The organism is Brevundimonas intermedia (assembly GCF_027922165.1).
Classification (GTDB): domain Bacteria; phylum Pseudomonadota; class Alphaproteobacteria; order Caulobacterales; family Caulobacteraceae; genus Brevundimonas; species Brevundimonas intermedia.
Window position 1 is genome coordinate 379,242 of the sequence record NZ_BSFD01000011.1, and the last position, 14,586, is coordinate 393,827.

General features: G+C 65.6%; 16 protein-coding genes. 5 read left to right on the forward strand and 11 right to left on the reverse strand.

Going from position 1 to position 14,586, the window contains the following annotated elements; genetic code table 11:
- Positions 1–75 precede the first annotated feature (75 nt).
- The 3 genes from PKE72_RS15340 to PKE72_RS15350 all read left to right on the forward strand — a co-directional run bounded on the left by PKE72_RS15340 (position 76) and on the right by PKE72_RS15350 (position 3,650).
- Positions 76–1,731, forward strand: coding sequence for a DEAD/DEAH box helicase (locus PKE72_RS15340; protein ID WP_271166241.1), 1,656 nt, complete (start codon positions 76–78; stop codon positions 1,729–1,731).
- An 81-nt stretch (positions 1,732–1,812) separates the two neighbouring features.
- Positions 1,813–2,862 (forward strand): GGDEF domain-containing protein, encoded by a 1,050-nt coding sequence (locus tag PKE72_RS15345; RefSeq protein ID WP_271166242.1) that lies wholly within the window; start codon positions 1,813–1,815, stop codon positions 2,860–2,862.
- A 38-nt stretch (positions 2,863–2,900) separates the two neighbouring features.
- The gene (locus PKE72_RS15350) at positions 2,901–3,650 is read left to right on the forward strand and encodes a lysophospholipid acyltransferase family protein (RefSeq protein ID WP_271166243.1); all 750 of its coding nucleotides are present in this window, start codon (positions 2,901–2,903) and stop codon (positions 3,648–3,650) included.
- Here PKE72_RS15350 and PKE72_RS15355 read toward each other — a convergent pair.
- From PKE72_RS15355 to PKE72_RS15400, 10 genes are read right to left on the reverse strand one after another with little or no spacing between them, the layout of a single operon-like run.
- A complete protein-coding gene (locus PKE72_RS15355) occupies positions 3,643–4,002 on the reverse strand; it encodes a TfoX/Sxy family protein (RefSeq protein WP_271166244.1) in 360 nt (119 codons plus the stop codon). The two genes, PKE72_RS15350 and PKE72_RS15355, sit on opposite strands and share 8 nt — an antisense overlap.
- Before the next feature lies 1 nt (position 4,003).
- Positions 4,004–4,393 carry a HesB/IscA family protein gene (locus PKE72_RS15360; RefSeq protein WP_271166245.1) on the reverse strand — a complete coding sequence of 130 codons (390 nt, stop codon included), beginning with the start codon at positions 4,391–4,393 and terminating at the stop codon, positions 4,004–4,006.
- Between the two features lie 13 nt (positions 4,394–4,406).
- On the reverse strand, positions 4,407–4,796 hold the full coding sequence (locus PKE72_RS15365) for an SUF system Fe-S cluster assembly protein (RefSeq protein WP_271166246.1): 390 nt from the start codon (positions 4,794–4,796) through the stop codon (positions 4,407–4,409).
- A gap of 4 nt (positions 4,797–4,800) precedes the next feature.
- Positions 4,801–6,039: an aminotransferase class V-fold PLP-dependent enzyme gene (locus PKE72_RS15370; RefSeq protein ID WP_271166247.1), complete on the reverse strand. Its 1,239-nt coding sequence runs from the start codon at positions 6,037–6,039 to the stop codon at positions 4,801–4,803.
- Complete coding sequence (gene sufD, locus PKE72_RS15375; RefSeq protein ID WP_271166248.1) at positions 6,018–7,040, reverse strand: Fe-S cluster assembly protein SufD; 1,023 nt, start codon at positions 7,038–7,040, stop codon at positions 6,018–6,020. Before sufD ends, PKE72_RS15370 begins: the two co-directional genes overlap by 22 nt.
- Positions 7,037–7,786, reverse strand: coding sequence for a Fe-S cluster assembly ATPase SufC (gene sufC, locus PKE72_RS15380; protein WP_271166249.1), 750 nt, complete (start codon positions 7,784–7,786; stop codon positions 7,037–7,039). The genes sufD and sufC overlap by 4 nt, the downstream gene beginning before the upstream one ends.
- A gap of 2 nt (positions 7,787–7,788) precedes the next feature.
- A complete protein-coding gene (locus tag PKE72_RS15385) occupies positions 7,789–8,184 on the reverse strand; it encodes a hypothetical protein (protein ID WP_271166250.1) in 396 nt (131 codons plus the stop codon).
- Complete coding sequence (gene sufB / locus PKE72_RS15390) at positions 8,181–9,647, reverse strand: Fe-S cluster assembly protein SufB (protein ID WP_271166251.1); 1,467 nt, start codon at positions 9,645–9,647, stop codon at positions 8,181–8,183. Before sufB ends, PKE72_RS15385 begins: the two co-directional genes overlap by 4 nt.
- Entirely contained in the window at positions 9,647–10,786 is a 1,140-nt protein-coding gene (locus tag PKE72_RS15395; RefSeq protein ID WP_271166252.1) for a cysteine desulfurase family protein, read from the reverse strand. The genes sufB and PKE72_RS15395 overlap by 1 nt, the downstream gene beginning before the upstream one ends.
- The gene (locus PKE72_RS15400; protein ID WP_271166253.1) at positions 10,783–11,265 is read right to left on the reverse strand and encodes an Rrf2 family transcriptional regulator; all 483 of its coding nucleotides are present in this window, start codon (positions 11,263–11,265) and stop codon (positions 10,783–10,785) included. Before PKE72_RS15400 ends, PKE72_RS15395 begins: the two co-directional genes overlap by 4 nt.
- 158 nt (positions 11,266–11,423) lie before the next feature.
- Here PKE72_RS15400 and PKE72_RS15405 point away from each other — a divergent pair, with 158 nt between their 5' ends.
- Entirely contained in the window at positions 11,424–12,074 is a 651-nt protein-coding gene (locus PKE72_RS15405; protein ID WP_267513407.1) for an alpha/beta hydrolase, read from the forward strand.
- Between the two features lie 20 nt (positions 12,075–12,094).
- Here PKE72_RS15405 and PKE72_RS15410 read toward each other — a convergent pair whose 3' ends face one another.
- A complete protein-coding gene (locus PKE72_RS15410; protein WP_271166254.1) occupies positions 12,095–13,075 on the reverse strand; it encodes a TerC family protein in 981 nt (326 codons plus the stop codon).
- A 183-nt stretch (positions 13,076–13,258) separates the two neighbouring features.
- Here PKE72_RS15410 and PKE72_RS15415 point away from each other — a divergent pair, with 183 nt between their 5' ends.
- Positions 13,259–14,575, forward strand: a complete 1,317-nt coding sequence (locus PKE72_RS15415) for an NAD(P)/FAD-dependent oxidoreductase (RefSeq protein WP_271166255.1) — start codon at positions 13,259–13,261, stop codon at positions 14,573–14,575.
- Positions 14,576–14,586 lie beyond the last annotated feature (11 nt).

The following is a 14,586-nucleotide window of genomic DNA, read 5'->3' on the forward strand; positions in this document are numbered from 1 at the left end:
CGCGCCGCCCGCTCGCCCAAAGAGGGGCGGTTCCGTTGCTGCTATGCACGCAGACGCTTTCCACCCCAAGGATTCATGACCGAATTTTCCCAACTGGGCCTTTCGCCCACGACTCTTCAGGCCGTCGCCGACACCGGCTACACGACCGCCACCCCCATTCAGGAACAGGCGATCCCGGTCGCCCTCGCCGGTCGCGACGTCCTGGGCATCGCCCAGACCGGCACCGGCAAGACGGCCGCCTTCACCCTGCCCCTGGTCGAACGCCTGGCCTCGGGCCGCGCCCGCGCCCGCATGCCGCGCGCCATCGTCCTGGCCCCGACCCGCGAACTGGCCGACCAGGTCGCCGAGAGCTTCGCCAAATACGCCAAGGGCACCAAACTGAGCTGGGTGCTGCTGATCGGCGGCGTCTCCATGGGCGACCAGGTGGCGGCGCTGAACAAGGGCGTCGATGTCCTGATCGCCACCCCGGGCCGCCTTCTCGACCTGTTCGAACGCGGCAAGATGCTGCTGACGGGCGTCGAGATCATGGTCGTCGACGAAGCCGACCGCATGCTCGACATGGGCTTCATTCCCGACATCGAGCGCATCTTCAAACTGACGCCGCCGCGTCGCCAGACCCTGTTCTTCTCGGCCACCATGCCGCCGGAGATCACACGCCTGACGACCGCCTTCCTCAAGGATCCGACCCGGATCGAGGCCTCGCGTCCGGCGATGACCGCCGACACCATCACCCAGTATATCGTCCGCATCCCCACCTCGGATCCCAAGGCCAAGCGCGTCGCCCTGCGCGCCCTCGTCGGTCGTGAGGACGTGCGCAACGGCATCGTCTTCTGCAATCGCAAGTCCGAAGTCGACATCGTCGCCAAGTCGCTGAAGACCCACGGCTTCGACGCCGCGCCGATCCATGGCGACCTGGACCAGTCGCACCGGATGAAGACCCTGGCGGACTTCCGATCGGGCGCGCTGAAGATCCTGGTGGCCTCCGACGTCGCGGCGCGCGGCCTGGACATCCCGGACGTCAGCCACGTCTTCAACTACGACGTCTCCCACCACGCCGACGACTACGTCCACCGCATCGGCCGCACCGGTCGCGCGGGAAAGCTGGGCCAGGCCTTCATGATCGTCACCCCGGCCGACGACAAGTCGCTGGATAAGGTGCTGAAGCTGATCAAGATGGACCCGCAGGAGCTGGTTCTCGACATCGACTTCGACGCGATCAAGGACGGCGGACGTGACGACAAGCGCTCGCCCCGTTCGAGCGAGTCGCGCTCGGGCGGTCGCGGCCGTTCACGCGCCGCCGAGCCGACCCAAACCCATGCGGCCGCCCCCACCGCCGCACGGGCTGTCGATATGGCCGAAACGGACGCCGTCGAGGCGACGACACGATCACGCAGCCGCCGCAAGGCAAAGCCCGAGGCCTCCGCCGAAAGCGTGATCGAAACCGAGATCGCCCCCGCCATCGACAAGCCCGCTGGTCGCGGCCGCAGCCGAGCCAAGTCCGAGGCCCGTTCAGAGACGCGGCAGGAACCGAAGATCGAGGCGAAGATCGAGGCCGTCCCCGCTCCGATCGAAGAGGCCCGCGCCGCCGCCCGCACGGACCGCGAGCCGCATCTGCGTCAGTCGGACCGTCGTGGCGAACGTCGTCCGGAAGAGCGTGAACGCTCGGGCGTCAAGGGCTTCGGCGACGACATCCCGGCCTTCCTGCGCCGCCCGGTCGTCATCCGCGCCTAAGCCCAGGCGCGTTTACTCGCTATTACGGATAGGCTTGTACTCTCTTTCCCGAGCTCCAGAACGGAGCTTTGGGAGAGATGAATGACGGCGCAGATCGAAATGGCGGTTCGGGGACCGGAAGCCTATTCTCTTGCGCGGGACGTCATCTCCGACATGGAGAAGGTCGGGGTCTGGCCGACGCCTCTGAATTTCGAGCTCTGGCTCCACTATATGGGCGATCCTGAGGCCCCCCTGGGCCGCGAGATCAAGCGCCTTCTTTCCGAAAAGATCGTCATCAACGACGAGACTGCCGAACTTCTGGCGGCGGAGTTCCTGCCGCGCAGCCGCCTGTCGGAAGACATCCGCGACGCCGGCGCCGTGCTGGACCGTGAACTGGCCAATGTGGCCGGCGCCATCGCCAAGGCCCACAAGACCCAGGCCGACTACGGCGAAACCCTGGTGGCGGCGTCCCAGACCATGGAGGCGGCCGAAGACGGCGCGCCTCTGAAGACCCTGGTCGGCGGTCTGACCATCGCCACGAAACGCGTCCGGCGCGAAACCGCCATTCTCGAGAAACGTCTGGAGAGCTCCAATAAGGAGGTCGCCCGGCTGCGCGAACACCTGGAGCAGGTCCGCCGTGACGCCATGACGGACGCCCTGACCAACCTGGCCAACCGCAAGGCCTTCGACGAACGGCTGGAACGGGTCTGCGCCGGCGACGACCACGCCCCCCTGACCCTGGCCATCCTCGACATCGACCACTTCAAACGTTTCAACGACACCTGGGGACACCAGACCGGCGACCAGGTGCTGCGCTATGTCTCCACCATCCTGTCGCGCGTCTGCAGCGGCAATCGGTTCGTCGCCCGTTTCGGTGGCGAAGAATTTGCGATCATCTTCCCCGGCGAGAGCGCGGGCGCCGTCACCATGGCGCTGGAAACCATTCTCGAAGAGGTCTCTTCGCGATCGCTGCGTCGCCGCTCAACCAACGACGACCTCGGCGCCGTGACCCTGTCCGCCGGCTTCGCTGAGCATATGTCCGGCGAGGCCGCCTCCAGCCTGCTGGAACGCGCCGACGCGGCTCTCTATGCGTCCAAGCATGCCGGCCGCAATCGCGTCACCAGCGCTATTGCGCTCGAGACCGCCGCCTAAACACCTGACAAGGTCAAGCTTTCTGCCATAGTCGGGCCATGCGCAGTTTCGCCTTCAATATCGCCTACTGGATCCTGTCGATCGGCTACGGCCTGACCGCAGCCTTCGCCGCCCTTGCGCCGGGTCGCGGCCCGACCAGCCGGATCATCCGCGCCTATGTCCGACGCATGGTTCAGGCCATGGCGGTCTTCGCCGGCATCCGGCTGGAGGTGCGCGGCAAGGAACGTCTGCCCGACGGCGCCTTCATCATCGCCTCGAAACATCAGAGCTGGGGCGACGGCTTCGCCACCTACGATCAGTTCGACGACCTGGCCTTCGTCACCGGCGACCACCTGGAGAAGTTTCCGCTGCTGGGCGGCGTGTTGAAAAAGCTGGGCGCCATCGTCGTAAACAGCTGCGGGGGCCACGAAGCCCGCCAGGCCCTGGCTACCCGCGCCGCCGAAGCCAAGGCCGAAAACCGCAAGATCCTGATCTATCCCGAAGGCCATCTGGCCGCGGTCGGCCAGAAATACCGCTATCGCTCCGGCGTCTGGCACATGTACCGCGACTTCGACATGCCGGTGGTGCCCCTGGCCACCAACCTCGGCCTGTTCTGGCCCGAGGAGAAGTACGAGAAACATCCGGGCACCGCGACGCTGGAGTTCCTGGAGCCCATCCCCGTGGGCCTGCCCAAGGACGAATTCCTCGCGCGTCTCGAAGCCGTGATCGAGACGCGCACGGCCGAGCTGATCGCCGAGGCGACCGGACAGCCGATCACGCCGGCCGTTCTGGTGGATGCGCCTAAATAGCCTTCTTCGGCTTCTTCCCCGACGCCTTTCGCACCGCCACCTCCAGCGACCGCCGCGCCCAGGCGACCGCCTCCTCGGGGTCGTCCAACGCCGTCTCCGGCAGGGTCCAGTATCCCATGGACATCGTCCGCCCGTCCTTGGTCGGATAGGTGAACTGTCGGCAGCCGGCCGCGACGAAGGCCTCGCCCAGAGCCTCGTCGCCCTTCAGCCAAACCACCCCGTCATCCAGCAGGGCGAACATCACGCCGGAGGCGTAGACTCCGGCTCCGCCGAACATCCGCTTGATCTCCAACCGACCCAGGCCCGCGAAATGCTCGCGAACCCATTCGCCGAAATCGGCGTCGTACGCCATCTCAGCTAGCGGCCGCCGGCACGATGGTGACGCTCTCGCCACAGCCGCAGGCGTCGGTCTGGTTCGGATTCTTGAACACGAACTTGGACGCCAACCGGGTCGTCTCGTAGTCGATTTCGGTGCCGATCAGGAACAGCACGGCCTTGGGCTCGATCAGGATGGTGACGCCCTTGTCCTCGACCACCTCGTCCAGCGGACCGATCGCGTCGGCATAGGCGAAGGTGTATTCCTGCCCCGCACAGCCGCCGTTCTTCACACCGATCCTCAGACCGATGTGGTCGTTCTCGGCATTGTCCAGGATCTCGCGCACGCGTTCGGCGGCGGCGTGCGTCAAGGTCACGGCCTTGGGACGCGGACGGCGGGGACGGGATGTGGCCTGGAGTTCGGTCATTGGATTATCCGCGTCAGAACATGTTGAGCGCGAGCTTGGCTTCGTCGCTCATCTTGGAGGAATCCCACGGCGGATCGAACACCAGATTGGCCTTGGCGCTGCGCACCCCCTCGACCTTCTCGACTGCCGTCTCGACCCAGCCCGGCATCTCGCCGGCGACAGGGCAACCTGGGGCCGTGAGGGTCATGTCCACCACCACGTCGCGGTCGTCGGAAACATCGACCCGGTAGATCAGGCCCAACTCATAGATATCGACCGGGATTTCCGGATCATAGACCGACTTCAGCGCCTCGATCAGTTGTTCGGTCAGCGTGTCCAGCTCAACCTGCGACAGGGCGCTCTTCTGGGGTTCGTCCCAGGCGTCCTTGAAGGCGTCGCTGTCTTGAATGGTGTCGTCTGTCATCAGCTTACACGAAGAAGTTCCGCGCCTTAATCAGCGCGTCCACGAAGGCGTCGGCATCCTCCACGGTGTTATATAGGGCGAAGGAGGCGCGGGTGCTCGACGTCACCCCCATTCTTTTCGACAACGGCTCGGCGCAGTGCAGTCCGGCCCGCACGGCCACGCCGTAACGATCCATGATCTGGGCCACGTCATGGGCATGGGCGCCCTCGACGGCAAAGGTCAGGATCGCGCCCTTCCCTTCCGCCTGCCCCAGGATCCGCAGCCAGTTCTGACCCTGAAGTCGATCAACGGCGTGCTGGTAAAGGGCATGCTCATGCGCCTGAACCGCCGCGCGGTCGTATTGCGCCAGCCATTCCAGCGCCACGCCTAGGCCGATGGCCTCCAGGATCGGCGGCGTCCCCGCCTCGAACCGGTGCGGCGGTTTGGCATAGGTCACGCGGTCCTGTTCGACCGTCTCGATCATCTCGCCCCCGCCCTGATACGGCGGCAGAGCGTTCAGCGCCTCGGCCTTGCCGTACAGGGCGCCGATGCCGGTCGGGGCGAACAGCTTGTGGCCGGTCAGGACATAGAAGTCGCAACCGATGGCCTGCACGTCCGGCGTCGCATGGACCGCGCCCTGGCACCCGTCGATCAGCACCTGGGCGCCGGCCGCATGCGCCAGTCGCGTGATCTCGACGACCGGATTGATGGTGCCCAGCACGTTCGACATATGGGTGACCGCGACCATCCGCGTCTTGGGCCCCAGCAGCTCGGCATAGGCGGCCATATCCAGCGAGCCGTCGTCCAGCACCGGAATCCATTTGAGCACCGCCCCGCGCCGTTCCCTCAGCAGATGCCAGGGCACGATGTTGGAATGGTGCTCCATCTCCGAGACGAGGATCTCGTCGCCCGGCTGAATGGACAGCCCCAGCCCGTTGGCCACCAGGTTGATCGCCTCGGTGCCGCCCTTGGTCCACACCACCTGTTCGGGGCTTTCGGCGTTCACGAAGCGGGCGACGATCTCCCGCGCCTTCTCGAACGCCTCGGTCGCCTCGTTCGACAGAGTATGCAGGCCGCGGTGGACGTTGGCGTAGCCGCCCTCCATCGTCGCGACCAGGGCGTCGATCACCGCGCGCGGCTTCTGAGCCGAGGCCGCATTGTCCAGATAGACCAGCGGCTTGCCGTTCACCTGCCGCGACAGGATCGGGAACTGCGCCCGGACGGCATAGGGATCGAAAAGGTTCACAACCGAGCCGTCAGCCATTCCCGCGCCACCTCTCTCGCGCCTTCATGTTCGATCCGGTCGATGACCTCGATCAGGAAGGCCTGGGTCAACAGGGCGCGGGCTTCCTCGGCCGGAATGCCGCGCTGCTCCATATAGAATAGGGCGCTCTCGTCCAGCGTCCCCACCGTATTGCCGTGCGCGCACTGCACGTCGTCGGCATAGATGATCAGTTCCGGCTTGGCGTCGATCTCGGCCCGTTCCGATGCGATCAGAGCATGGTGGCCCATCCGGGCGTCGGTGCCGTCGGCCCCGCGCTCGACCACGATCTTGCCCTGGAATACGCCGCGCGCGGTGTCGCGGGCCACGCCCTTGATCAGTTGGCTGGTCGTGCCGTCATGCTCCATGTGGCGCACCACGCTGGTCAGGTCGGTGTGGCGCGATCCATTCAGCAGATACAGACCGTCCGCCTGGACCTGCGCGCCCTGCGCATAGTGGGTGATCCGCGTCTCGACCCGCTGCAGCCTGGCGCCGGTGGCGATGATAGTCTGACGATAGACGCCACCGGCCTCGACCTTCACATGGGCCTCGGACACGGAAATCGCGTCCTCCGGCTCCTCGACCAGGACGACGCGCGTCACCTCGGCCCCGGCCGCGACGTCCAGCTCCAGCGTATTGTGGGCGACATAGGCCGAGCCCGCACCCTCGTGCGTCTCGAGCAACAGCAGCTTGGCTCCCGCCCGCACGGCGACCCGTGCCCTAGCCGTATGGCCGGTCCCGACGGCGTCGGAGATATAGCGCAGCCGCAACGTCTGCTCGCCCGAGGCGATGAAGTCGGTCACACCCACGGCGCGCCCGTTGGCAAAGACGATGGCCTCGCCACCCAGGTCATAGAAGGGACCCGGCGCGCCCACCGCCGCCGTCGGCGACGGCGTCGGCGCCTCGCGAAGCCAGCGCTTCAGGTCGCTGTATTTCCACGCCTCATTCCGACGCGATGGAAAGCTGTCGGCGTCGGTCAGGTCTATGTTGAAGGCTGCGCTCATGCGGCCTGCGGCAGATACTTGTCGTACCCTTCCGCCTCCAGTTCCAGCGCCAGCTCCGGCCCGCCCGAGGCCACGATCCGGCCCCCGGCCAGCACATGGACCCGGTCCGGTTTGATATAGTCGAGCAGGCGCTGATAGTGGGTGATGACCAGCATGGCGCGGTCCGGGCGACGCAGGGCGTTCACGCCCTCCGACACGATACGCAGGGCGTCGATGTCCAGGCCGGAATCGGTCTCGTCCAGGATCAGCAGCGACGGCTCCAGCAGGGCCATCTGCAGGATCTCCATCCGCTTCTTCTCGCCGCCGGAGAAGCCGACGTTCAGCGGCCGCTTCAGCATGTCGAAGTCCATCTTCAACGCCTTGGACGCCTCGCGGACCAGTTTCAGGAAGGCGGGCGCCGCCACCTCCTCCTCGCCCCGCGCGCGCTTCTGGGCGTTCAGCGCCGTCCGCACGAAGGTCAGGGCTGGCACGCCAGGGATCTCGATCGGATACTGGAAGGACAGGAAGACGCCCTTGGCCGCCCGTTCGGCCGGGTCCAGCGCCAGCAGGTCCTCGCCCGCCCATTCGACCGCGCCCTCAGTCGCCTCATAGCCCGGCCGTCCCGACAGGGCGTAACCCAGCGTCGACTTCCCGGCCCCGTTCGGCCCCATGATGGCGTGCACCTCGCCGGCGGGAACGTCGAGCGTCAGTCCCTTGAGGATCGGTTTTTCACCGACGGAGACGTGGAGGTTGGAGATTGAGAGCATAGTCAGTACCAATCAAGCGCAAAGCCGACGCGCAAGGCTGCGAGTTGTTGAATTAGCGCGGGCGAAAGCGTCTGAAACGCCCCGTCCCTCGCGAAGGTGATGTAGAATTCAGCCGTGCCGCCGGAGTCGGCGATCATCCGCAGTTCATCCGCTTTATCGCTTAGCTTGTCGGTAATGAATTGGCTCAGTTCGAGCTCCGCCTGCTCTGATTTGGTGGGCAAACGGAACGAGCAGAAACTTTCCACGTATTCTCCAGAAAGCTCCCGCCCCGTCGGAGTTGATCGCTTCTGGCCAACAGTCTGACGAATCTGAGCCGGCAGCGACAACCGATCAGCCAGATCGTCGGCGTTGAATGTTGGATGTCGGACCTGAAAAGAGATTGGGATTTCGGCGCTCACCCCACGCTCCCCTCAAGCGAGATCGCCACCAGTTTCTGCGCCTCAACGGCGAACTCCATCGGCAGCTTCTGCATCACGTCGCGCACGAAGCCATTGACCAGCAGCGCCACGGCCTCTTCCTGAGATAACCCGCGCTGCTGCGCATAGAACAGCTGATCGTCCGACAACCGCGTCGTCGTCGCCTCATGCTCCAGCTGGGCCGAGCCGTTGCGGGCCTCGATATAGGGGATGGTGTGCGAGCCGCACTCCTTGCCGATCAGCAAACTGTCGCACTGGGTGAAGTTGCGCACCCCCGTCGCCTTCGGATGCACCGAGACCAGGCCGCGATAGGTGGAGTCCGACTTGCCGGCCGACACGGCCTTGGCGATGATCCGCGACTTGGTGTTCTTGCCCAGGTGGATCATCTTCGTGCCGGTGTCGGCCTGCTGATGTCCGTTGGTGATGGCGATGGAATAGAACTCGCCCGAGCTCTCTTCGCCCTTCAGGACACAGGATGGGTATTTCCAGGTGACGGCCGAACCGGTCTCGACCTGGGTCCACGACACCTTGGATCGATCCCCCCGGCAATCCGCACGCTTGGTGACGAAGTTGTAGATGCCGCCCTTGCCCTCGGCGTCGCCGGGGTACCAGTTCTGGACCGTCGAATATTTCACCTCAGCGTCGTCCAGGGCCACGATCTCGACCACGGCCGCATGCAGCTGGTTCTCGTCGCGCATTGGCGCGGTGCAGCCCTCAAGGTACGAGACGTAGCTGCCCTTGTCGGCGATGATCAGGGTCCGCTCGAACTGGCCCGTCTGTGACGCATTGATACGGAAATAGGTCGACAGCTCCATCGGGCAGCGCACGCCCGGCGGGATGTAGACGAACGACCCGTCCGAAAAGACCGCGCTGTTCAGGGCCGCAAAATAGTTGTCCGAGACCGGCACCACCGACCCCAGATACTGCCGCACCAACTCAGGATATTCGCGCAAGGCCTCGGAAATCGGCATGAAGATCACGCCGACCTTGGCTAGTTCCTCCTTGAAGGTGGTCACCACCGAGACGCTGTCGAACACGGCGTCCACGGCCACGCGCGGCGCGCCCTGCACCCCCGCCAGCACCTCCTGCTCCTTCAGCGGGATGCCCAGCTTCTTGTAGATTTCCAGAATCTCGGGATCGACCTCGTCTAGAGACTTGGGCCCCTCCTTCTGCTTGGGCGCCGCATAATAGAACAGGTCCTGATAATCGACCGGCTCATACTTCACCGCCGCCCAGGTCGGCTCCTCCATCGCCAGCCAGCGCTCATAGGCGGCCAAGCGCCATTCCAGCATCCATTCCGGCTCGCCCTTCTTCTCGGAGATGAAGCGCACGATGTCGGCGTTCAGGCCGCGCGGGGCGAACTCCTGCTCGATATCCGACGTAAAGCCGTGCGCGTATTTCTCCAGCGCGGCGACGGCGTCGATGGTTTCCTTGACGGCGGCCATCAGGCGACCTCTCTCACGCGCTCTGCGGCGCGTGTCTTGTGCTTGTCGTAGGCGGCGATCCAGGCGTCGGCGAACCACATCCAGTCGCTCTCTGTCGTGCCCCAGCCACCGGAAACGCGCACGCCCCCGGTGGCCAGAGCGTTCAATCCCATGGCGCTGATGGTCTTGGACGGCTTGACCTTGCCCGACGAACAGGCCGAGCCCGCCGACACCATGACCCCGGCCATATCAAGAATGATAAGTTGTTGAGGACTGTCCCAGCCCTCCACCGCCATGAACAGGGTATTGGGCAGGCGCGCCACATCACCGCCGATCACGGTCGCCCCGGCGGCCCTGACCCGCGCCTCGGCGGCGTCGCGCCACCCGACATGCGAGGCCATCGTCTCCAGGTCACGCGCGGCGCTGTCGGCGGCCACGCCGAACCCGGCGATGCCCGGAACATTCTCGGTCCCGGCGCGCAGGCCCCGCTCCTGCCCCGCCCCGTGCAGGATGCGAACACCCGACACGCCTTCCTTGAGGATCAAGGCCCCGACGCCCTGCGGTCCGCCCAGCTTGTGCGCCGACAGGGTCAGGCTGTCCGCATCCAGAACCCGCATATCGACCGGGATCTTGCCCGCCGACTGGATGGCGTCGACATGCAGCCAGCCCCCGGCCGCGCACACCAGTGCGGCGGCCTCGACCACGGGCTGGATCACGCCGCTCTCGTTGTTCGCATGATGGACGGCGACCACAGCCCGGCCGGGACGCGCCAACGCCTGCGACAACCAGTCCAGATCGACGACGCCGTTCGCATCCACCGGCAGCACCTCGACGGGCGCGCCCGCATTCGCCGCGGCCTCGGCCACGCACGGATGTTCGGTCGCCGAAACAATCAGCCGCTCGCATCCGGCGGCCAGGGCGCTCGCGATACCCTGAGCATTCGCCTCGGTCCCGCCGCTGTTGAACACCACGGCCGTCGGATCGGCCCCGACCAGTTCACCGACCTGAGCCCTCGCCGTCTCGACCCGCGCCCGCGCCCGCCGCCCGGCCGCATGGACCGCGGACGGATTGCCGTTATCAGCTAGGGCCTTGGCCATGATCTCCAACACTTCCGGCCGCACCAGGCCCGAGGCGTTGTAGTCCAGATAGACGCTGGTCATGCCGCCACCCCCACAGCCTGCGGCGGTTCGACGTTGCGGCGACGCTGACCCGTGCGGTTCATCACCACGTCCTCCAGGGACACCCCGGCCAGATAGCGATGGATCTCGTCGCCTAGGTCTTCCCAGAGTTCATGGGTGATGCAACGCTCGCCGGCCAGCATACAGCCCTTGGGCGATCCGTGGGCCACGCAGCGCGTCGCCCGGATCGGTTCGTCCACCGCAAGCACGATTTCGGCCACCACCGTCTCCTGCGCCCCCTTGGCCAGACGATAACCGCCGCCGGGTCCGCGCACGCTCTTGACCAGGCCGCTCTTGCGCAGCCGGGCGAACAACTGCTCCAGATAGCTCAGCGAAATTTCCTGGCGCGCAGCGATCTCGGCCAGCGAAACCGCCCGGATTTCGCCGCTCTCGCCGCGTCCGTTCTTCGCCAGATCGGCCATCGCCATTACGGCGTATCGTCCCTTGGTCGACAGACGCATATCGCACCTTCAAAAATTGCGCGCTTTCCGGGGCTCTTGTGCTAGAACCCGCGCCTTCGCAAAGGCGCCTCGCTTGCGGAGGGACTTAGAAAGTCCCACCTCAGCGGTCAAGTATTACGCACACGCGAAATGACAGTTGAACGGATTCCAGAGCCCCTATGCCTGAAGTCATCCTGCCCGGCGCCTCCGGTCGCATCGAAGGCCGCTATTCCCCGGGCAAGCGCCCGAACGCTCCGATCGCGTTGATTCTGCACCCGCATCCCAAGGCGGGCGGTCACATGAACAACCCGGTCGCAGTCACCCTGCACCAGCTGTTCCAGCAGCGGGGCTTCGCCACCCTGCGCTATAATTCGCGCGGCGTCGGCAAGTCGCAGGGCGAGTTCGATTCCGGCATCGGCGAACTGGCCGACGCCGCCACCGCCCTCGACTGGCTTCAGTCGAACAACCCCGGCGCCAGCCAGACCTGGGTCGGCGGCTATCAGTTCGGGGCCTATATCGGCATGCAACTCCTGATGAGACGCCCGGAGACGGACGGGTTCATCTCGGTCTCGCCGCCGTCGAACATGTACGACTTCAGCTTCCTGGCCCCCTGCCCGGCGTCCGGCCTGTTCCTGCACGGCACGGCCGACACCATCGTGCCGCCGGTCGAGGTCGAGCGCGTGGTCAACAAGCTGCGCACCCAGAAGGGCATCATCATCGACTACGAACTGGAAGAGGGCGCGAGCCACTTCTGGCAGGACCATATGAGCGCCGTCGAACGCCGTGTCGGGGCCTATCTGGACAAGCGTCTGGAAGAAAAGCCGGCCTGAACCTCAGGCCGGCCTCATCCTTACGAGGCGGACGGTGCGTCTGTCCGTGTCCGCCATAGCGAATAGGCCACCCCGGCGGCCAGGATCACGGCCGTTACGCCCAGGGACATCGCCGGCGGAACCTTTTCCAGGCCCATCAGGGGCGCGACGATCACCTTGCCGCCGATGAAGATCAACAAGACGGCGAGGGCCTGTTTCAGATAGGCGAAGCGGTGGATGACCGCCGCCAGGGCGAAATACAGCGCCCTCAGGCCCAGAATGGCGAAGATATTAGACGTGTAGACGATGTACGGGTCGGTCGTGATGGCGAAGATGGCCGGCACCGAGTCCACGGCGAACACCAGATCGGCGAACTCGATCATCACCAGCGCCAGGAACAATGGCGTGGCGTGAAGTGAGATCCGCCCTGCCGCGTTGGGTTGGCGCACGAAAAAGGCGTGGCCGTGCAGTCTCTCGGTCACCGGTAGATGCCGACGCAGCCAGGCCAGAATCCGGTTGTCGGCGATGTCCTGCTCGCTCTCGTGCCGCGCCGTAAACATCTTCACACCGGTGAAGATGAGGAAGGCGGCGAAGACATAAAGCACCCACTCGTAGCGGCTGACCAAGGCCGCCCCCGCCGCGATCATGATCGCCCGTAGTACGATAACCCCCAGAATGCCCCAGAACAGCACCCGATGCTGATAGAGGCGCGGGATCGAAAACGCTCCGAAAATCATGGCGATGACAAAGACATTGTCCATCGCCAAACTCTTCTCGATGGCGAAGCCGGTCACATACTCCAGCGCCTTCTGCTGACCCAGCTCCCACCAGACGAAGCCGCCGAAACCGATGCCGATCGCGATATACATGGCCGACAGGGCCAGGCTTTCGCGCACGCCAATCTCGTGATCCTTTCGGTGCAGCACGCCCAGGTCCAGCGCCAGAAGAGCCGCCACGACCCCCATGAAGCCCAGCCACATCCAGGCAGGCTTCCCCAGCCATTCTGCCAGCAGAAATTCCATATCAAACCCCATCCTGTCACATCGGCGCTCGACATCGCGATCAGTTGGATCGCCAGAGGGGCCCGTATCGCCGCATCGAAATGGCTAAAACAGGCTAGGTTTTTCGTCAACCGGCGCTACATCCGCTAACCTGCGTCATGCCGACGCTGGGGAACCCAGCCCCTCAACTGCCGCTTCAGCACCATGACGCAACCAACACCTCGCCTTGCAACCGCAGCCCCCGGACGGGTCCACGACATCGTCATCATCGGTGGCGGCGCAGGCGGGCTGGAGCTCGCGGCGCGCCTAGGCCGGAAGTTCGGACCGCCCGAGGGCCGCCGGCGCGTCCTGCTGATCGACCGCTCCATCTTCCATCTTTGGAAGCCCAGCCTGCATGAGGTCGCGGCCGGGTCGCTGGACAGCCATCAGGAAGGCCTGTCCTATCCGGTCTTGGCGCGCCGCAACCATTTCAGCTTCGCCTTGGGCGACCTGACGGGGCTCGACCCGACCAGCAAAACCCTGACCCTGGGTGAAATCCGGGACCAGGACGGCGCCGTCTTGGTCAAGCCCCGCACCCTGTCGTTCAACACCCTGGTGCTGGCGATCGGCAGCGGATCGAACCTGTTCAACACGCCCGGCGCGGCCGAACACGCGCATCTGCTGGAGGACGTCGCCGACGCCGAAGCCTTCAACAAGCGGCTGACCGCCGCCTTTCTCGCCTCCGCCTATTCCGACGAGCGAACGCTGAACATCGCCATCGTCGGCGCGGGCGCGACCGGAGTCGAGCTGTCCACCGAGCTGATCGAGGGTCACGACGAGCTGTCGGCCGGTCTGGCCCCGGACCAGAAATTCGATCTCAACATCACCATCGTCGAGGCGGCGCCGCGCATCCTGGGCGGCCTTCCTGAAACCGTTTCGACCAAGGCGGCTCATGCCTTGGAAGCCAAGGGCGTGCGCTTGCTGACCGACGCCAAGGTCGACGCGGTCCACGCCGACCGGCTGGAGACCTCCAGGGGCCCGGTACCGGCCGACCTGATCGTCTGGGCCGCTGGGGTCAAGGCGGCCGACACGAACCGCGACCTGGGCCTGACCACCGGCCGCATCAACCAGTTCGTCGTGGACGACCATCTGCGCGCCTCTGCGCCGGGCGTCTACGCCATGGGCGACTGCGCCGAGGCGCCGGGGCCCGATGGCCGCCCTGTCCCCGCACGCGCCCAGGCCGCAGCCCAGCAAGCCGCCTATCTGTCCAAGGCCCTGTCCGACCCGTCGCGCGATCCCGGCCCGTACGTCTATCGGGACAAGGGCTCGCTGGTGTCGCTGGGCGGTGATCGCGGCGTCGGCTCCTTAATGGGAAACCTCGGCGGTCCGAACTTCCTGATCGAAGGCCTGATCGCCAAATGGGCCTATATGGCCCTGCACCTCGACCACCACCGGGCCATTCTGGGCGTCCGCCGCACGGCCCTGCTGGCCCTGTCCCGCCTGCTTCATCGCCGCGTCTCCGGCCGTCTGAAGCTGCACTAAAACCCAGGCCT

Excerpts from the sequence above, each read along its gene's own strand:
- PKE72_RS15340 (WP_271166241.1), top strand. The coding sequence starts at position 76 with ATGACCGAATTTTCCCAACTGGGCCTTTCGCCCACGACTCTTCAGGCC.
- PKE72_RS15345 (WP_271166242.1), top strand. The coding sequence starts at position 1,813 with ATGACGGCGCAGATCGAAATGGCGGTTCGGGGACCGGAAGCCTATTCT.
- PKE72_RS15350 (WP_271166243.1), top strand. The coding sequence starts at position 2,901 with ATGCGCAGTTTCGCCTTCAATATCGCCTACTGGATCCTGTCGATCGGC.
- PKE72_RS15355 (WP_271166244.1), bottom strand. The coding sequence starts at position 4,002 with ATGGCGTACGACGCCGATTTCGGCGAATGGGTTCGCGAGCATTTCGCG.
- PKE72_RS15360 (WP_271166245.1), bottom strand. The coding sequence starts at position 4,393 with ATGACCGAACTCCAGGCCACATCCCGTCCCCGCCGTCCGCGTCCCAAG.
- PKE72_RS15365 (WP_271166246.1), bottom strand. The coding sequence starts at position 4,796 with ATGACAGACGACACCATTCAAGACAGCGACGCCTTCAAGGACGCCTGG.
- PKE72_RS15370 (WP_271166247.1), bottom strand. The coding sequence starts at position 6,039 with ATGGCTGACGGCTCGGTTGTGAACCTTTTCGATCCCTATGCCGTCCGG.
- sufD (WP_271166248.1), bottom strand. The coding sequence starts at position 7,040 with ATGAGCGCAGCCTTCAACATAGACCTGACCGACGCCGACAGCTTTCCA.
- sufC (WP_271166249.1), bottom strand. The coding sequence starts at position 7,786 with ATGCTCTCAATCTCCAACCTCCACGTCTCCGTCGGTGAAAAACCGATC.
- sufB (WP_271166251.1), bottom strand. The coding sequence starts at position 9,647 with ATGGCCGCCGTCAAGGAAACCATCGACGCCGTCGCCGCGCTGGAGAAA.
- PKE72_RS15395 (WP_271166252.1), bottom strand. The coding sequence starts at position 10,786 with ATGACCAGCGTCTATCTGGACTACAACGCCTCGGGCCTGGTGCGGCCG.
- PKE72_RS15400 (WP_271166253.1), bottom strand. The coding sequence starts at position 11,265 with ATGCGTCTGTCGACCAAGGGACGATACGCCGTAATGGCGATGGCCGAT.
- PKE72_RS15405 (WP_267513407.1), top strand. The coding sequence starts at position 11,424 with ATGCCTGAAGTCATCCTGCCCGGCGCCTCCGGTCGCATCGAAGGCCGC.
- PKE72_RS15410 (WP_271166254.1), bottom strand. The coding sequence starts at position 13,075 with ATGGAATTTCTGCTGGCAGAATGGCTGGGGAAGCCTGCCTGGATGTGG.
- PKE72_RS15415 (WP_271166255.1), top strand. The coding sequence starts at position 13,259 with ATGACGCAACCAACACCTCGCCTTGCAACCGCAGCCCCCGGACGGGTC.